Annotated in this window: 11 protein-coding genes; 4 read left to right on the top strand and 7 right to left on the bottom strand. The window is 59.7% G+C overall.

The window, feature by feature from the left end; translation table 11 throughout:
• Positions 1-82: 82 nt before the first annotated feature.
• From lolE to G5332_RS00755, 3 genes are all read right to left on the bottom strand, one after another.
• Positions 83-1,324, bottom strand: a complete 1,242-nt coding sequence (gene lolE, locus G5332_RS00765; protein ID WP_005336986.1) for a lipoprotein-releasing ABC transporter permease subunit LolE — start codon at positions 1,322-1,324, stop codon at positions 83-85.
• Positions 1,324-2,022 (bottom strand): lipoprotein-releasing ABC transporter ATP-binding protein LolD, encoded by a 699-nt coding sequence (lolD, locus tag G5332_RS00760; protein WP_421249221.1) that lies wholly within the window; start codon positions 2,020-2,022, stop codon positions 1,324-1,326. The genes lolE and lolD overlap by 1 nt, the downstream gene beginning before the upstream one ends.
• A gap of 88 nt (positions 2,023-2,110) precedes the next feature.
• Entirely contained in the window at positions 2,111-3,346 is a 1,236-nt protein-coding gene (locus G5332_RS00755; RefSeq protein WP_421311031.1) for a lipoprotein-releasing ABC transporter permease subunit, read from the bottom strand.
• 76 nt (positions 3,347-3,422) lie between these two features.
• Between G5332_RS00755 and G5332_RS00750 the strand changes: the two genes are divergently transcribed.
• Together G5332_RS00750 and mfd are read left to right on the top strand one after the other, a co-directional pair.
• Positions 3,423-3,998, top strand: coding sequence for a hypothetical protein (locus tag G5332_RS00750; RefSeq protein ID WP_005351323.1), 576 nt, complete (start codon positions 3,423-3,425; stop codon positions 3,996-3,998).
• A 55-nt stretch (positions 3,999-4,053) separates the two neighbouring features.
• A complete protein-coding gene (gene mfd / locus G5332_RS00745; protein WP_421249294.1) occupies positions 4,054-7,521 on the top strand; it encodes a transcription-repair coupling factor in 3,468 nt (1,155 codons plus the stop codon).
• 245 nt (positions 7,522-7,766) lie between these two features.
• Here the strand turns inward: mfd and fbp are convergent, their stop codons facing one another.
• The gene (gene fbp, locus G5332_RS00740; protein WP_005336993.1) at positions 7,767-8,801 is read right to left on the bottom strand and encodes a class 1 fructose-bisphosphatase; all 1,035 of its coding nucleotides are present in this window, start codon (positions 8,799-8,801) and stop codon (positions 7,767-7,769) included.
• 382 nt (positions 8,802-9,183) lie between these two features.
• On the opposite strand from fbp, the gene G5332_RS00735 reads away from it, so the two are divergent.
• Positions 9,184-10,800 (top strand): peptide ABC transporter substrate-binding protein, encoded by a 1,617-nt coding sequence (locus G5332_RS00735; RefSeq protein ID WP_227340693.1) that lies wholly within the window; start codon positions 9,184-9,186, stop codon positions 10,798-10,800.
• 104 nt (positions 10,801-10,904) lie between these two features.
• Here the strand turns inward: G5332_RS00735 and G5332_RS00730 are convergent, their stop codons facing one another.
• From G5332_RS00730 to sixA, 3 genes are all read right to left on the bottom strand, one after another.
• Positions 10,905-11,822, bottom strand: coding sequence for a DMT family transporter (locus tag G5332_RS00730; RefSeq protein WP_421249219.1), 918 nt, complete (start codon positions 11,820-11,822; stop codon positions 10,905-10,907).
• Between the two features lie 164 nt (positions 11,823-11,986).
• Positions 11,987-12,193, bottom strand: coding sequence for a DUF1107 domain-containing protein (locus G5332_RS00725; RefSeq protein ID WP_005336998.1), 207 nt, complete (start codon positions 12,191-12,193; stop codon positions 11,987-11,989).
• Between the two features lie 133 nt (positions 12,194-12,326).
• Complete coding sequence (sixA, locus tag G5332_RS00720; protein WP_005351311.1) at positions 12,327-12,794, bottom strand: phosphohistidine phosphatase SixA; 468 nt, start codon at positions 12,792-12,794, stop codon at positions 12,327-12,329.
• Between the two features lie 162 nt (positions 12,795-12,956).
• On the opposite strand from sixA, the gene G5332_RS00715 reads away from it, so the two are divergent.
• Positions 12,957-15,743 (top strand): insulinase family protein, encoded by a 2,787-nt coding sequence (locus tag G5332_RS00715; RefSeq protein WP_421311030.1) that lies wholly within the window; start codon positions 12,957-12,959, stop codon positions 15,741-15,743.
• Positions 15,744-15,923: the final 180 nt, after the last annotated feature.

Genomic DNA, 15,923 nt, shown 5'->3' with positions numbered 1-15,923 from the left:
CTACATGACCTGAAAACAGAAGAGCCCGCCGGTTTAACACCGGCGGGCTCTTCGTCTTTATCAGCGGATTAGATGCAACCCATCAGTGACCCAGCTCGCGAGATGGCACCAGACCGCTCGCCCGCCAGGCGGGATAGAGGGTCGCCACCAGACTCATCAGGATGGCGGCGCCCGTCACGATAAGCAGATCCTGCATATGCAACTCGGTCGGCAAAAAGTCGATAAAGTAGATATCCGGATTGAGGAAGCGGTGACCGATGAGCTTTTCGACAACGCTCAGGATCTGGGTCAGCTTGCTGGAGAGCAGCCCGCCCAGCAGGGCGCCGAGCAGGGCACCGGCCACGCCGTTGACCATCCCCTGAATGACGAAGGTGAGCCGGATCTGGCCGGGGCTCGCCCCCATGGTTTTCAGGATAGCGATCTCGCTGCGCTTCTCGTTCACCGCCATCACCAGGGTGGAGACGATGTTGAAGCAGGCCACTGCCACCACCATCAGCATCACCACATACATGACGGTACGCACCATCTGGATGTCCTGATAGAGATAACCCTGGCTGTTCATCCAGCTGCGGATGTAAACATGATGAGGGAACTGCTGCGCCGCGGCGATCGTAATATTTTGTGCATTAAGCACATCGCTCACCCGCAGGCTGAAGCCCTCCACATCGCTGCCCATGCCGGTGATCGCTTGCGCATCGGCCAGATGCATAAAGCCGAGCAGGCCGTCGAGCTGACCGCCGATCTCCAGCAGCCCTACCACGGTCAGGGCTTCGCGGCGGGGATTCTTGATCCCCGCCTGATCGCCCCCTTGCGGCAGCAGCAGGGCAACAGAATCCCCCACCTTGACCCCCAGCTTGTCGGCGATGGTCTTGCCAAGGATCACCCCACGTTCACCCGGTTGCAGCTCACGCAGACCACGGCCCGTCATGTATTTGCCGGCATCCGACAGATTGGCTTCCAGATCGGGCAGCACGGCGCGCAGTTGCACCCCCTTGAGGGCAGAGCCATGCTCCAGCAGGCCATTGAGGCGAATGACCGGCGCAGCCGCCTCAACGCCCGGCTGGGCCAGCAGATAGTCACGCAGACGTGGCCAATCCGGCAGCGGCCGCTCGACGGCGTCCAGCTCACCTTGCGGCACGACCGAGAGCACCCGATCTTTAAGCTCCCGCTCGAAACCGTTCATGGCGGAGAGGCCCAGGATCAACGCCATCACCCCGAGGGCAATACCGATCAGGGAAGAGGCAGAGATAAAGGCGATAAACCCGTTGCGACGGCGGGAGCGGCTGTAACGCAGGCCCAGAAAGAGGGGCAGCGGTTTGAACATCAGGCAACCTCCGCCATCACGCCGCTCACCAGGGTCACCCGGCGATGGAGCTTGGCCGCGAGGCTCAAGTCGTGAGTCACTACCACAAACGCAGTGCCCAGTTCACGATTCAGTTCACACAGCAGTTCGTACACCGCGGTGGCACTGGCGTGATCCAGATTGCCGGTAGGCTCATCCGCCAGCACCAGACTCGGTTCGTTGACCAGCGCCCGGGCAATGGCCACCCGCTGACGTTCGCCACCGGAGAGCTCGGAGGGACGGTGATTCAAGCGATGGGAGAGCCCCACCCGCCCCAGCATCTTGGTTGCCTTTTCGGTGGCAACCGCCACCGACTCACCGGCGATCAGCAGCGGCATGGCCGCATTTTCCAGCGCACTGAACTCGGAGAGCAGGTGGTGGAACTGGTAGACAAAGCCCAGCTCGCGGTTGCGAAAACGGGCCTGGCTACGGCTGTCCCAATGGTGGATATCCTCCCCCTTGAACAGCACGGCGCCGCTGGAGGGGTTGTCCAGCGCCCCCATCAGATGCAGCAGAGTGGTCTTGCCGGAGCCCGAGCTCCCCACCACCGCCAGCATTTCACCGGGCGCGACGCAGAGATCGATCCCCTTGAGCACCTGAGTCTCCAGCTCCCCCTCTTTATAGACATGATTGAGCGCCTGGCAGCGCAGCAGAGGTTCACGGGATACGGCTTCATTCATAACAGGGGCTCCACTTGCCTCGGTAACAACGCTGGCACCCGCAACTACGGGGGCACCAGTCACAACAGAAGATGTATTATTCACGGCATTACTCATAACGCAGCGCCTCGGCCGGTTTCACCCGCGCAGCGCGGGCCGCCGGATAGAGGGTGGCACTGAAGCTCAGCAGCACGGCGCCCAGCAAGATGGTGATGACCTGAGCCGGCTCGACAATCACCGGCAGGCCACTGCCGCCCGCCGCCATATAGAGGTTGAGCCCCACCGCATTGAGCAGAGGGTTGAGACCCAGGGAGAGCGCAAGGCCTGCCAGTCCGCCAAACAGGGCGCCAATCACCCCGCTGGAGGCGCCAAGCACCATGAAGATTTTAACGATCCCTGATTCACTCATACCCATGGTGCGCAGGATGGCCACTTCGCCCTCCTTGTCCGTCACCACCATCACCAGCGCGGAGAGGATGTTGAAGGTAGCGACGGCGATGATCAGTACCAGCATCAGCCCCATCATCCGTTTTTCCATGGCGACCGCCTGGAACAGCTCGCCCCGCTCGCGGCGCCAATCCTGCCAGACCAATCCGTCAGGCAACGGCGTCTTGATCACCTCATCGGCCGCAAACGGATCATCGAGCCAGAGGCGAATGCCACCGACGGTTTCTGGCGGCCGACGCAGCAGCCGCTGGGCATCCCCCAGCGCGATCAGCGCAATCTGGTTATCCACATCGGCGCCAACCCCGAAGATGCCGGAGACGGTAAAGAGGCGCTGGGCCGGTACCCGGCCAAACGGGGTGAAGCGGGTCCCTTCGGTCAGGATCAGGCGAACCTGATCGCCGATGGAGACATTGAGGCGGCGTGCCACCCCCTGCCCCAGCACGATGCGGTAGTGACCCGCCTGCAGGGTATCGAGGCGCCCCCCCAGCATCTGGCTGTGGAGGATGTCATCCTTGGGCCACTGCGCAGGGTCGATCCCTTGCACGCTCACCCCGGTCAGCTGGCCGGGGCTTTGCAGCATCCCTTCGCTGTCGAGCATGGGGGCCGAGGCGACCACATGGGGTAATTTGGCCAGATCCGGCAAGCCTTGCGGGTCGGCATCAATGCGGCCAGCCTCATTGGTCACCACCACATGGGGGATCACCCCGAGGATGCGCCCTTTGAGCTGCCCTTCGAAACCGTTCATCACCGAAATGACCACCATCAGGGCGGCGACCCCGATGGCGATGCCAAAGGTAGAGAACAGGGAGATAAATGAGACGAAGCGATTGCTGCGCTTCGAGCCTGCATAACGCAGGCCGATGGCCAGCGAAAGGGGCTGAAAAAGTCCGGTCTTCAAGGATATGTACGTTGCCAACAAAATAAGATACCGGATAATAAAGGGAAACCGTCCATGACAACAAGGGATAGCCTCCATGCAGGAACAGTTCTTCAGCGTCACTCATGCCACGCCGGTCAATGTGATCCCCATGCCGGCCGACTTCCACCTCCCCTCGCTGGAGGAGCTGGACGCTGAGCTGCCGGAGCCCTTTCGGATCTCTTCGGCCATTACCTCCATCGATCTGGTGACCACTCGCCTGCTGCGCAACCAGAACGAGTCGATGCACGATCTGATCGAGATCGTCAATCAGCAGTCCCGCAAGATCGACATGATCATGGGCTATGTGCTCTCCCTGCAGGACCATCCGGAGCAGCGCTTTCACACCCTGCGCTTCGGGGCTGGCCAGCTCACCTACCTACACCCCTATCATGATCACGGGGATGCGCCGCACCTGCACCAGATCGTCCGCCTCAAGATCTTCCTGCGGGAAGAGGCGGCCGCCATCTACTGCTATGGCCAGGTCAAACAGCTCGACGGCGGTGAACATGGCACCCATGTGCAGCTCGACTATGTGCGGATCCGCGAAGATGACCGTGAACTGCTGGTTCGAGCCAGCCTCCACGTGCAATCGAAGCAGCTCAAGCTGCGCGCCCAAGAACGCCAGCGCTAACCAGAGCGAACGTCGCGATAGATAACGTCAACGTTAAAAGAATCGAATCATGCCAATGACACTCCCCGCCTTGCCCGCCAAAGCGGGCCAAAAGATCACGCTCGGCCAGCTGGTCGGCAGCAGCCTCTCGCTGATTGCAGCCCGTCTCACCAATGAAGCCAAGGGGCCGGTACTGCTTATCACCGCCGATACCCCGAGCGCCCTGCGCCTGGAGCAGGAGCTTCAGTATTTGCTGGCAGACAAGCAGCTAGCCGATCAGTCCGCCCCCGTATTACTGTTCCCCGATTGGGAGACCCTGCCCTACGACACCTTCTCTCCCCATCAGGACATCATCTCCCAGCGGCTCGAGACTCTCTACAAGCTGCCGCAGATGAACAAGGGGGTGCTGATTGTCCCCATCTCCACCTTGATGTTGCGCTGCGCCCCCCGGGTCTATCTCGACAAATACAGCCTGATGGTGAAGGCCGGTCAGCGCCTCAATCTGCAACAGCTGCGCGGACGCCTGGCCGAGGCGGGTTACGTGGCGGTGGATCAGGTGCTGGAACATGGCGAATTTGCCGCTCGCGGCTCCCTGCTCGATCTCTTCCCCATGGGCAGTAGCAGCCCCTATCGCATCGACTTCTTCGACGATGAAGTGGACTCCATCCGCCCGTTCGATCCCGAGACCCAGCGCTCCAGCGAACCGGTCAAGACTGTCAGCCTGCTACCCGCCCGGGAATACCCTACCGACGAGGCGGCCATCGAACTGTTTCGCGGCCAGTTCCGCGAGCAGTTCGAGCTGTCGCGGGCCGAGGGCTCCGTCTATCAGGAGGTGAGCAAGGGGCGCTGGCCCGCCGGCATCGAGTACTATCTGCCGCTCTTCTTCAACCAGACCGCCAGCCTGTTTGACTACCTGCCGGAAGAGACCCTGCTGCTCACGGTGGGGGATATCTACCCCGCCGCCCAGCGTTTCTGGAACGACATCGGCCAGCGCTATGAAGACAGACGCTGGGACAACACCCGCCCCCTGCTACCCCCAGCCCAGCTCTATCTACCGGTGGAGCAGCTCTTTGCCTCTCTGGGCCAATATGGCGCGGTGCGGCTGCAAGAGGCCGCCACTGCGGGCGATGCAGGTCAGCACGATCTGCCTATCTCGGCGCTGCCCGATCTGCAACTCGATCACAGCAAGGAGCAACCTCTGCTGGCGCTTAACCAGTTCCTGCAAGGCTTTGCCGGGCGCACCCTGTTTGCGGTGGAATCCGAAGGGCGACGGGAGGTGCTCGGCGATCTGCTGGCGCGTATCTCGCTGCAACCTAAAGAGTTCCCCTCCCTCGACGCCTTTATGGCAAGCCAGGATCGCCACGGCCTCTTGGTTGCACCGCTTGAGCGTGGCTTCCTGTGGCAGGAGGTCGGTCAGGATCCACTGGCGCTGATCACCGAGACCGAACTGCTGGGCGGCAAAGTGCGCAGCAAGCGGGCGCGGGAGAAGAGCAAAAACTTAAGCTCCGATGCGGTGATCAGAAACCTGGGCGAGCTGACCCAGGGTCAGCCGGTGGTCCATCTGGATCATGGGGTCGGCCGCTATCTGGGGCTCGAAACCATCGACGCCGGTGGTCTGCCCACCGAGTTTTTGACCCTCGAATATGCCGGCGGCGACAAGCTGTTCGTGCCGGTCACCAGTTTGCACCTTATCAGCCGCTACACCGGCTCTGATAACCCGCCCAGCCACAAGCTGGGTGGCGAGGCCTGGAGCAAGGCGCGGCGCAAGGCGGCGGAGAAGGTGCGCGACGTGGCAGCCGAGTTGCTGGATGTCTACGCTCATCGCGCCGCTCGCGCCGGCTTTGCCTTCAAGCACGACAAAGAGGCCTATCGCCAATTTGCTGCAAGCTTCCCGTTCGAGGAGACCGACGATCAGCTCAACGCCATCAATGCGGTGCTGGGGGACATGTGTCAGGCCAAGAGCATGGACCGACTGGTGTGCGGCGACGTGGGTTTCGGCAAGACCGAAGTGGCGATGCGGGCGGCATTTGTGGCGGTGCACGGCGGCAAGCAGGTTGCCGTGCTGGTGCCCACCACCCTGCTGGCGCAACAGCACTACGACAACTTCCGCGACCGCTTCGCCAACTGGCCGGTGCGGGTCGAGGTACTGAGCCGCTTCCGCTCCGCCAAGGAGCAGAGCGCTGTGATGAAGGAATTGGCTGAAGGCAAGGTGGACATCATCATCGGCACCCACAAGCTGCTCGGCTCCGAACTCACCTTCAAGGATCTGGGGCTGCTCATCGTCGATGAGGAGCACAGATTCGGGGTACGCCAGAAGGAGAAGATCAAGGCGCTGCGGGCCGATGTGGATATCCTCACCCTCACCGCCACTCCTATTCCACGCACTCTCAATATGGCGATGTCCGGCATGCGGGATCTCTCCATCATCGCCACCCCGCCCGCCAAGCGGCTCGCCATCAAAACCTTTGTCCGCCAGCACGAACCGGCGGTGGTGCGCGAGGCGGTGCTGCGGGAACTCAAGCGCGGCGGTCAGGTCTACTACCTGCACAACGACGTCGAGAGCATCGAGAAGTGCGCCGCCGATCTGGCGGAACTGGTGCCGGAGGCCCGCATCGGCATCGCCCACGGCCAGATGCGCGAACGTGACCTTGAGCGGATCATGTCCGACTTCTACCACCAGCGCTTCAACCTCTTGGTCTGCACCACCATCATCGAGACCGGCATCGATGTGCCAAGCGCCAACACCATCATCATGGATCGGGCGGATCACCTCGGTCTGGCCCAGCTGCACCAGTTGCGGGGCCGGGTTGGCCGCTCCCACCATCAGGCCTATGCCTATCTGCTCACCCCCCATCCCAAGCTGATGACCAAGGATGCAGCCAAGCGGCTGGAGGCGATTGCCTCGCTGGAAGATCTCGGTGCCGGCTTTGCGCTGGCGACCCACGATCTGGAGATCCGTGGCGCGGGCGAACTGCTCGGCGACGATCAGAGCGGCCAGATTGAATCGGTGGGCTTCACCCTCTACATGGAAATGCTGGAGCAGGCGGTCGAGGCACTGAAAAATGGCAAGGAGCCGTCGCTGGAGCAACTGATGAGCCAGCACACCGAGGTGGAGCTGCGCCTGCCTGCGCTGCTGCCGGATGACTATATTCCGGACGTCAATATGCGTCTCTCCATGTACAAGCGGATTGCCAGTGCGGCGGACGAGCAGGAGCTTCGCGAGCTAAAAGTGGAGCTGATCGACCGGTTCGGCCTCTTGCCGGAGGCGACCAAAACCCTGCTGGAGCTGGCTGCCTTCCGTCAGCGTGCCACTGCCCTTGGCATTCGCCGGGTGGAGATGAGCGAGCGCGGCGGCTATCTCGACTTCACGCAAGAGACCAAGGTCAATCCGGCCTATCTGGTCAAACTGCTCTCCAGCCAGCCACGGGTCTACAAGATGGACGGGCCGACCCGGCTGCGCTTCCAGGTGCCGACCCAGGATCGCGCCATGCGCCTGAAACTGGTAGATGGTTTGCTGGCTGATCTGGCCAGCAACAGCCTGTGAGTCTCTGCAACGCTGGCGGCGAGCCAGAAAGAGAATGCCAACAAAAACGGGAGCCAAATTGGCTCCCGTTTTGCTTATGTTGGCTGGCTACTAGCGTCTCCCTTCTCCCCTTGTGGGAGAAGGGTCGGGGATGAGGGGGGCAGTGAAAACCATTCCTCTCACCCTGCCCTATCCCTGGGGAGAGGGAATCGCATCGGTAAATGTTGGGCTTCGCTGCGCTCAGCACCAACCTACACCTCTGACGATCAGCCCTGGTTGGCTGGATCCTCATGGGCGGAGAACTCGCGCATAAAGGCCTCGGCCCGCTCCACCATCTTGGTCGAGCCAACAAAGTAAGGGGTACGCTGGTGCAACGCGGTGGGCTGGATATCCATGATGCGGCCAAAGCCATCGGATGCCTTGCCACCGGCCTGCTCCACCAGAAACGCCATCGGGTTGCACTCATAGAGCAGGCGCAGCTTGCCGTTCGGCGAGTTGGTGCCGGACGGATAGATGTAGATGCCACCCTTGAGCAGGTTGCGATGGAAATCAGAGACCAGGGAGCCGATATAGCGGGAGGTGTAGGGTCTGTGGGTCGCTTCGTCGCGCTCCTGACAATATTTCAGGTACTTCTTCACCCCGTCCGGAAACTTGATGTAGTTGCCTTCGTTGATGGAGTAGATCTTGCCCTCTTCCGGAATGCGGATGTTCTCGTGGGAGAGGCAGAAGCAGCCGATGGAGGGGTCGTAGGTAAAGCCGTTGACGCCAAATCCTGTGGTGTAGACCAGCATGGTAGAGGAGCCGTAGACCACATAACCGGCGGCGACCTGACGGTTGCCCGGTTGGAGGAAGTCCTCCAGCGTCACCGGCGAACCCTGCGGGCTCAAACGGCGGTAGATGGAGAAGATGGTCCCGACCGAGACGTTGACGTCGATATTGGAGGAGCCATCGAGCGGGTCGATCAGCACCACATACTTGGAGTTTTTGGAGAGCGGTGAGTCAAAGGCGACGAAGTCCTCTTCCTCTTCCGAGGCCATGCCGCACACCTCGCCGCGCGCTTCGAGCGCCGCCTTGAAGCGTTCGTTGGCATAAACATCCAGCTTCTGCTGCACCTCGCCCTGTACGTTTTCAGCGCCCATGGAACCGATGATATCCGCCAGTCCCGCCTTGTTGATCTCCCGGTTCACCACCTTGGCAGCAAGGCGGATCGAGCTGAGCAACGAGGTCAGCTCGCCGGTCGCGGTAGGATAATCCGCCTGCTTTTTGACGATGAACTCACCCATGGTGATCATGTTTCGCATTTTTGTTCCTTTAGATCGCATCCGTTGGCATTGAAAACGTTTGCAGGCGTCGGCAAAAAAAATGCCGATCACCGGCGGCCTTGATTTGTAACCTAATGTAACGTCTGTTTTTTGTTTTTGCAGCGAATTAAGCGGCCTATTAAATAAGCTATTTCGCCTCACGTTATGGTAAAAGACGCGTTTCATTCGGTTTCAATCGATAACTTTCGGACCCTTAATTCGTGGCAATAACCTGCGACAAGCCATGAGCTGACTGGCCTTGAGCCATTAAAAATGGAGTCTGATGGCCCTGCCGTTCCCTCAACCATTGCCTCTTGAGATCCGATCGCCAATCCAGCACACTGATTTCGCTTTGGAAGCAAATAAAACTCAAGGATTATCAATGAACAAGACTCTCATTGCCGGCATGGTAGCCGGACTGTTTGCCCTTCCCGCCTGGGCTGCCCAGGTGCCTGCCGGTACCAAGCTGCTGCCGGATGCCCAACAAATCTACGTGACCAATATCGGCACCGAACCTACCACCATCGACCCCCAGCTGGTAGAAGAGACCGCCGGTAGTGCCATCGTCAACGATCTGTTTGAAGGGCTCTACGAGCTGGATAATACCGGCAAGATCAAGCCAGCAGGTGCCATCAGCTACGAGGTCGACAAGACAGGTACCGTCTACACCTTCAAACTGAGGCCCGAGGCCAAGTGGTCAAACGGTGAACCGGTCACCGCCGCCGATTATGTCTACGGCTGGCAACGGGCGGCCGATCCCAAGACTGCCTCCAACTACGCCTGGTTTATCGAGTTGACCGGTGTGGTCAATGCAAGCGAGGTGACCCAGGGCAAGAAGAGCCCGTCAGAGCTCGGGATCAAGGCGCTCGATGACCACACCCTGCAGGTCACCCTGAAAAATCCGGTTCCCTTCTTCCTAAAAACGCTGGCCCACTACACCACATTCCCGGCCCCCAAGGCCACCATTGAAAAATTCGGCAAGGATTGGGTCAAACCGGGCAATATCGTCTCCAACGGCGCCTTTGTACTCAAGGAGTGGACCCCCAACGAGCGGCTGAGCGCCGAGCGCAATACCCACTACTGGAACAACCAGCACACCGTCCTGAACAAGGTGATCTATCTGGAGATCGTCTCGGAAACCGCCGCCTACAACCGCTATCGCACCGGTGAACTGCACTACACCACTTATCCGCTGGAGCAATACAAACAGCTCAAGAGCAAGAGCCCGGAAGAACTGGTCAGCGTCCCCACGCTGGCCAGCTATTACTATGTCTTCAATACCCAGCGCAAACCGTTCGATGACCCGAAAGTACGCAAGGCGCTCTCGCTCGCCATCGACCGGGAGACTATCACCGACAAGATCCTGGGGCAGGGACAAATTGCCGCATATAGCTTCACGCCCCCCATTGTGGACGGTTTTGAATTGAAAAAACCGGCCAGCCAGCTGCAGAGCAAAGAGGAGCGGATCAAGCAAGCCAAAGCCCTGTTGGCCGAAGCGGGTTATGGTCCGGACAAGCCACTCACAGTGGACATTCTCTACAACACCAACGAGAGCCACAAAAAGATTGCGCTGGCCGTCTCCTCCATGTGGAAACACAACCTAGGGGTCACTGCCACCCTCAACAACATGGAGTGGAAGACCATGGTCTCGGCGCTGAACGAGGGGGATTTCGGGGTTAGCCGCTATGGCTGGAACGGGGATTATAACGACGCCTCCACCTTTCTCGACATCATGACCTCCAGCAGCAGCGCCAACAGCGGCAAGTGGTTCAACAAGGAGTACGACGCCCTGCTGGCCAAGGCCCACGACTCGCTGGATCCCGCTGAACGCAATGCCCTGTATCAGCAGGCAGAGGCTCTCATTGATGCGGATGCCCCCATCGCCCCCATCTATTTCTCGGTCAAATCCAGGTTGCTCAAGCCTTTCGTGAAAGGCTATCCCCACCTTAACCCGCAGGATGTGGTCTACAGCAAGGAGCTCTATCTGGTTGCCCAGTAACCGGCTCGGCAAGATGTGACCATAAAAAAGCGCCTGCATTGCTGCAGGCGCTTTTCATTGGCGGCCAAACGGGCCACTTGGCCCCTCTACACCTTCACGCAAGATTACTCTTCGGGACAGGGTGCCAGCACTACCCGGCGGCGGCCCATCACCACCGGACGCACCAGCAACTGAGCCAGCAAAACCCCCAGCAGAGTCAGACCGCCCCCGATCAGGTGATAGCTGGTCAGCCGCTCTCCCAGCAGGGTGATGGCAAGGCCAGCCGTCATCACTGGCAGCAGATTCATAAAGATGGCGGTACGATTGGCACCAAGCAGGGTGATCCCCTGCATCCAGAGCCAGGGACAGAGGGCCGACGCGGGGATCCCCGCATAGAAGATCAGCCAGATCGCACGCCCCTCTGGCAGCTGACCATCCACCAGCAGAAAGAAGGGGGTCAGGATCAGCACACTGCAGAGCACCTGACCGTAGAGCAGCGACCAGTTGTCGAGCCCCAAATCCCACTTCTTGAGCAGCACGCTATAAAGGGCATAAGTGCCCGCCGAGAGCAGCATGTAGACAGAGCCGATATGAATACCCTGGGTAAACAGTCGGGTCGGATCCCCCTGCCCCAGCAAGATAGACAAGCCAAAGATGGAGAGCAGCGCCCCCAGCACGGCGCCCCAGGTGGGCCGCTCACGCAGCAGCCAGATGCTGAGTAACACGGTCAACAGTGGCGTCAGCCCCATCATCAATCCCATCTCGGTGGCCCCCATGGTCTGTGCGGCGTAGTACCCAAAGGTCTGATTAAGCACCATGCCCAGCGAGGCCAGCATGGCGATCTGCCAAAGGCCAGCGCGCAGACGGGCACGGGCACGCCATACTCGACGGGCCAGAAACGGGCTTAATACCAGCGCAGCCACCACCCAGCGCGACCAGGCCAAGGCTGCCGGGGACAACACACCAACCGCCAGTTTGCTGACGATGCCATTGCCAGCCCAGATAGCAATGCAGGAGAAAGGAAACAGAAAGGCAAAGGGCATGAGAGGATCCAGACCGAAGAGACAACAGCGGGCCAGTATAGGGGGCGATGGAAGATAAACAAAGGTGTGGGCCTGAACAGCCACATGGTGAACGCCAGTAGCCAGAAACAAATATGCCCGCAAAAGTGCGGGCATATCAGTGCAGAAACAGGTTCAGAAGCGCATCACGCGGCATCCATGTGCAGTCTGGAGATCAGCTCGTTGACTTCGGTGACTGTCTGGCGGTGGGGAATATCCGCCGGATTCGGCATCAGCAACAAACCGGATTGGAAATCAAACCGCCCCCGACCATGGATGTAAATCCGACCTTTAAAGAAGGTTTTGACATGCTTTGCCACCATCAGTGGCAGGTACTTCTTGAACACTCTCATCGTTTGCAACCTCTTGCAGTTGTATCCGTATGACAGCAGCTTCTGCGAATTAATTCCGTAAAGTATTTATAAAAATCCGGAAAACTCGCCCATCTCTTCCCAAAAAATTCAATCTATAACTTTTTATTAACTTTTAGCCTATTGTATGCGGCCCTTCGAGCCAGAGCAAGGCTCCTTTGCCATCGTGCCACTCGATACAGGCGATCCCCGAGGTGGCGAACATGGGTGCTCCTGCGGCCGGACAGAGGCTTTGCACCAGATAACCCACCAGCGGCAGATGGCTGACCATCAGGATCTGGTCATGTTGCTGCGCCAAAGTGGTGAGGTAGCTGGCCACGAAAGCGGGATCACCGTAAGGGGTAATGTCGCCACTCTCTTCAACGGCTGCTGCGTCAGGTAATTCACTGCATATGGCTTGCCAGGTCTGGCGTGCCCGCAGATAGTTGCTGTGGATCACCCGATCCAGCGGGCCAATCAGCTGAGGCGCCAGCCAGCGGGCCATCTGGATAGACTCTTCAATACCCTGCTCGGTCAATGGACGCTGTTCATCTGTTTTCGCATTCATGCCAGCCTGGCCATGACGCATGATATAGATCTTCATTACAACCTCGCCCAACGGGCCTGTTTTGATAGCCGGGGGATCTTACCCCGCCACGGGTGTGGAAACAATTGCGCTACCTCTCAGAAAAGGGTTTGCCTGACGGGATAGCGGGGTCGATAATCATGTTTAAATTCAAATAAATCCAACGTGAGTCACACGCCAATGAGCCCATATGCCAGTCCCAATGACCATCGGCAATACCATTTTCTGGAGCAGGCCAACCGGCTCAGGGTCTTGTTGATTTGTGATCCCGACACCGACAAATCCGCCGCTTCTCTGGCGGTCAATACCGGCCATTTTGACGATCCCGCCGACCGGCAGGGAATGGCCCATTTTCTGGAGCACATGCTGTTTCTCGGCACCTGCACCTACCCCAAGCCTGGTGAGTACCAGCAATTTATGAGCCGCCATGGCGGCAGCAACAACGCCTGGACCGGCACCGAATTCACCAACTTCTTCTTCGAGATCGACAACGGCTTCTTCGAAGCGGGGCTGGATCGCTTCTCCCAGTTCTTTATCTGCCCCACCTTTGATCCGGAGTGGGTGGACAAGGAGCGCAACGCGGTCGACTCCGAGTATCGCCTCAAACTGCAGGACGACATGCGCCGCAGCTATCAGGTGCATAAAGAGACGGTCAACCCGGCGCACCCCTTCTCCAAGTTCTCGGTGGGCAACCTCGATACCCTGGCCGATCTGCCGGGACGGGATCTGCGCTCCGACCTTATCCGTTTTTACGAAAGCCACTACAGCGCGGATCGCATGGCACTGGTGATGATCTCGCCGGAATCCATCGATACCCAGTTGCAGTGGTGCTGTCGCTACTTTGCTCCCATTTTGAATCGCAATTTGGGAACCCCGACCCTCACCATGCCGCTCTACCGGCTCGACGATCTCGGCGTGCGCATCCACATCAATCCGGTCAAGGAGACCCGCAAGCTGTCGCTCAGCTTCCCCTTGCCCAATGTGGACGAGTTCTACGACAAAAAGCCCCTCACCTTCCTGAGCCATCTGATCGGTTATGAGGGGGATGGCAGCCTGCTCTCCCTGCTCAAGGCGAAAGGCTGGGTCAACCAGCTCTCGGCGGGCGGTGGCATCAGCGGCGCCAACTTCAAGGATTTTGGCGTCAACTTCGGCCTCACCCCTCTGGGCCTTGAACATGTGGACGACATCCTCGCCGCCCTGTTTGGCTATCTGAAACTGATTGGCCGCGAAGGGCTGCAGAGCTGGCGCTATGACGAAAAACGGACCGTGCTCGAATCGGCATTCCGTTTTCAGGAGCGCGGCCGCCCCCTCGATACGGTGTCGGGGCTGGTGCTCAACCTCTTTAGCTACAAACCTGAGGATCTGCTCTACGGCGACTACATGATGCGCGAATATGACGAGGGGCTGATCCGCCGCCTCCTCGCCAAACTCACCCCGCACAATTTGCGTATCACCATCACTGCGCCGGAAGTGGCGACCGATCGGCTGGCCCGCTGGTATCAGACCCCCTACAGCGTGACGACCATTACCGAGGCCGAGAAAATTCGCTGGCAGCAGAGCGAGCCGGATCCGGCGCTGGCGCTACCCAAGCCCAACCCCTTTATCAGCAGTAGGCTCGATCCGCGTACGCCCGAGCTTGCCGCCGACATGCCCGCCTGTCTTATCGATCGCCCCGGTTTTCGCCTCTGGCACCTCCATGAGCACCTGTTCAGCGTGCCCAAGGGCAATCTCTACATCTCCATCGACAGCGAACATGCGGTAAAAAATCCGCGCAATATCGCCATGGCGCGCCTCGCCGTGGAGCTGTTGGCCGACCACCTCAACGCCCTCACCTATCCTGCGGAGCTGGCGGGGCTGGGCTATCAGATCTATGCCCATCAGGGGGGCTTTACCATCAACCTGAGCGGTTTTGCCGACAAGCAGCCGCTGTTGCTCGACATGATCCTCGGCAACCGCACCCTGGGGTATCCGGATCCGGGTCGCTTCGCCGAGATCAAGGAGCAGCTCATCCGCAACTGGGACAACCAGTCCAAGGCGCGCCCCATCTCCCAGCTCTTTAACCAGCTCACCAGCCTGTTGCAGCCGAACAACCCGCCGTTCGAGCAGTTGCTGCGCCACCTGCGCACCGTCGAGCTGGAAGAGATGCCCGGCTTCGTGGCCCAACTGTTTGGCGAGGTGCATGTCGAGGCGCTGGTACACGGCGACTGGACTGCCGCCGAAGCGCTGGAGCTGGCCGCTCTGATGGAGCGTCACCTGAGCGATATCAATGGCACCAGCAGCAAGCCGAGCGGCGAGACCCGCCGCCCGCTCATCTCCATTCAGGACAGGGGCACCCTTATTCGCGAGCAGGGTTGCGATCACGAGGACTCGGCACTGCTGGTCTACTACCAGTCCCGCACCACCCGGGCGCGGGATCTCGCCTGCTTCACTCTGGCAAACCACATCATGTCCTCCACCTTCTTCCACGAGCTGCGCACCCGCCAGCAACTGGGGTATGTGGTGGGAGCCGGCAACCTGCCCCTCAATCGCCATCCGGGGCTGATCTTCTATATCCAGTCGCCGGTGGCGGGACCGCAGATCCTGCTCGATGCGGTGGAGGAGTTTATCGACCTCTTCCCGCTCGCCATGCTCGAATTCACCGAACAGCAGTGGCAGGAGAGCAAGGCGGGGCTGCAAGCCCAGCTGAGCGAGCGGGATGCCAACCTGCGCAGTCGCGGCCAGCGGCTGTGGGTCAGCATCGGCAACAAGGATCTGGGGTTTGATCAGCGGGAACGGGTCTGCGACGAGGTGGGCAAGTTGAGCCGCGCCGACCTGGTGCGCTTTATCACCCAGCTACGTTCGCGCACCTCCGATCGGCTGATCCTCTGCAGCTATGGTCAGGGACACGAACATGACGAGCGGATCACCGGCCAATTTATCGACGATCCACGGGCATTTCGGCTCAATGCCGCCACCTTCGAGGCCTGATCTGGCCTCGCACTCCCCCCGTTTTTCCATTCCCACGGCAAATCGCAGACAATAAAAAGCCGACCCATCAGGGTCGGCTGGAAAAACCATAACAATTGCGACCAAAGCCGCCAAAAGTGAACATGAGCGTGAAAATCAGACACTGAGTTGCTGATCAGCAAGCGGGACAGACCCGATACT

The organism is Aeromonas sp. 603757, assembly GCF_049171255.1.
GTDB lineage: Bacteria > Pseudomonadota > Gammaproteobacteria > Enterobacterales > Aeromonadaceae > Aeromonas > Aeromonas veronii_A.
Note: the sequence above shows the minus strand (reverse complement) of the source record. Positions and strands in the feature narration are given on the sequence as shown.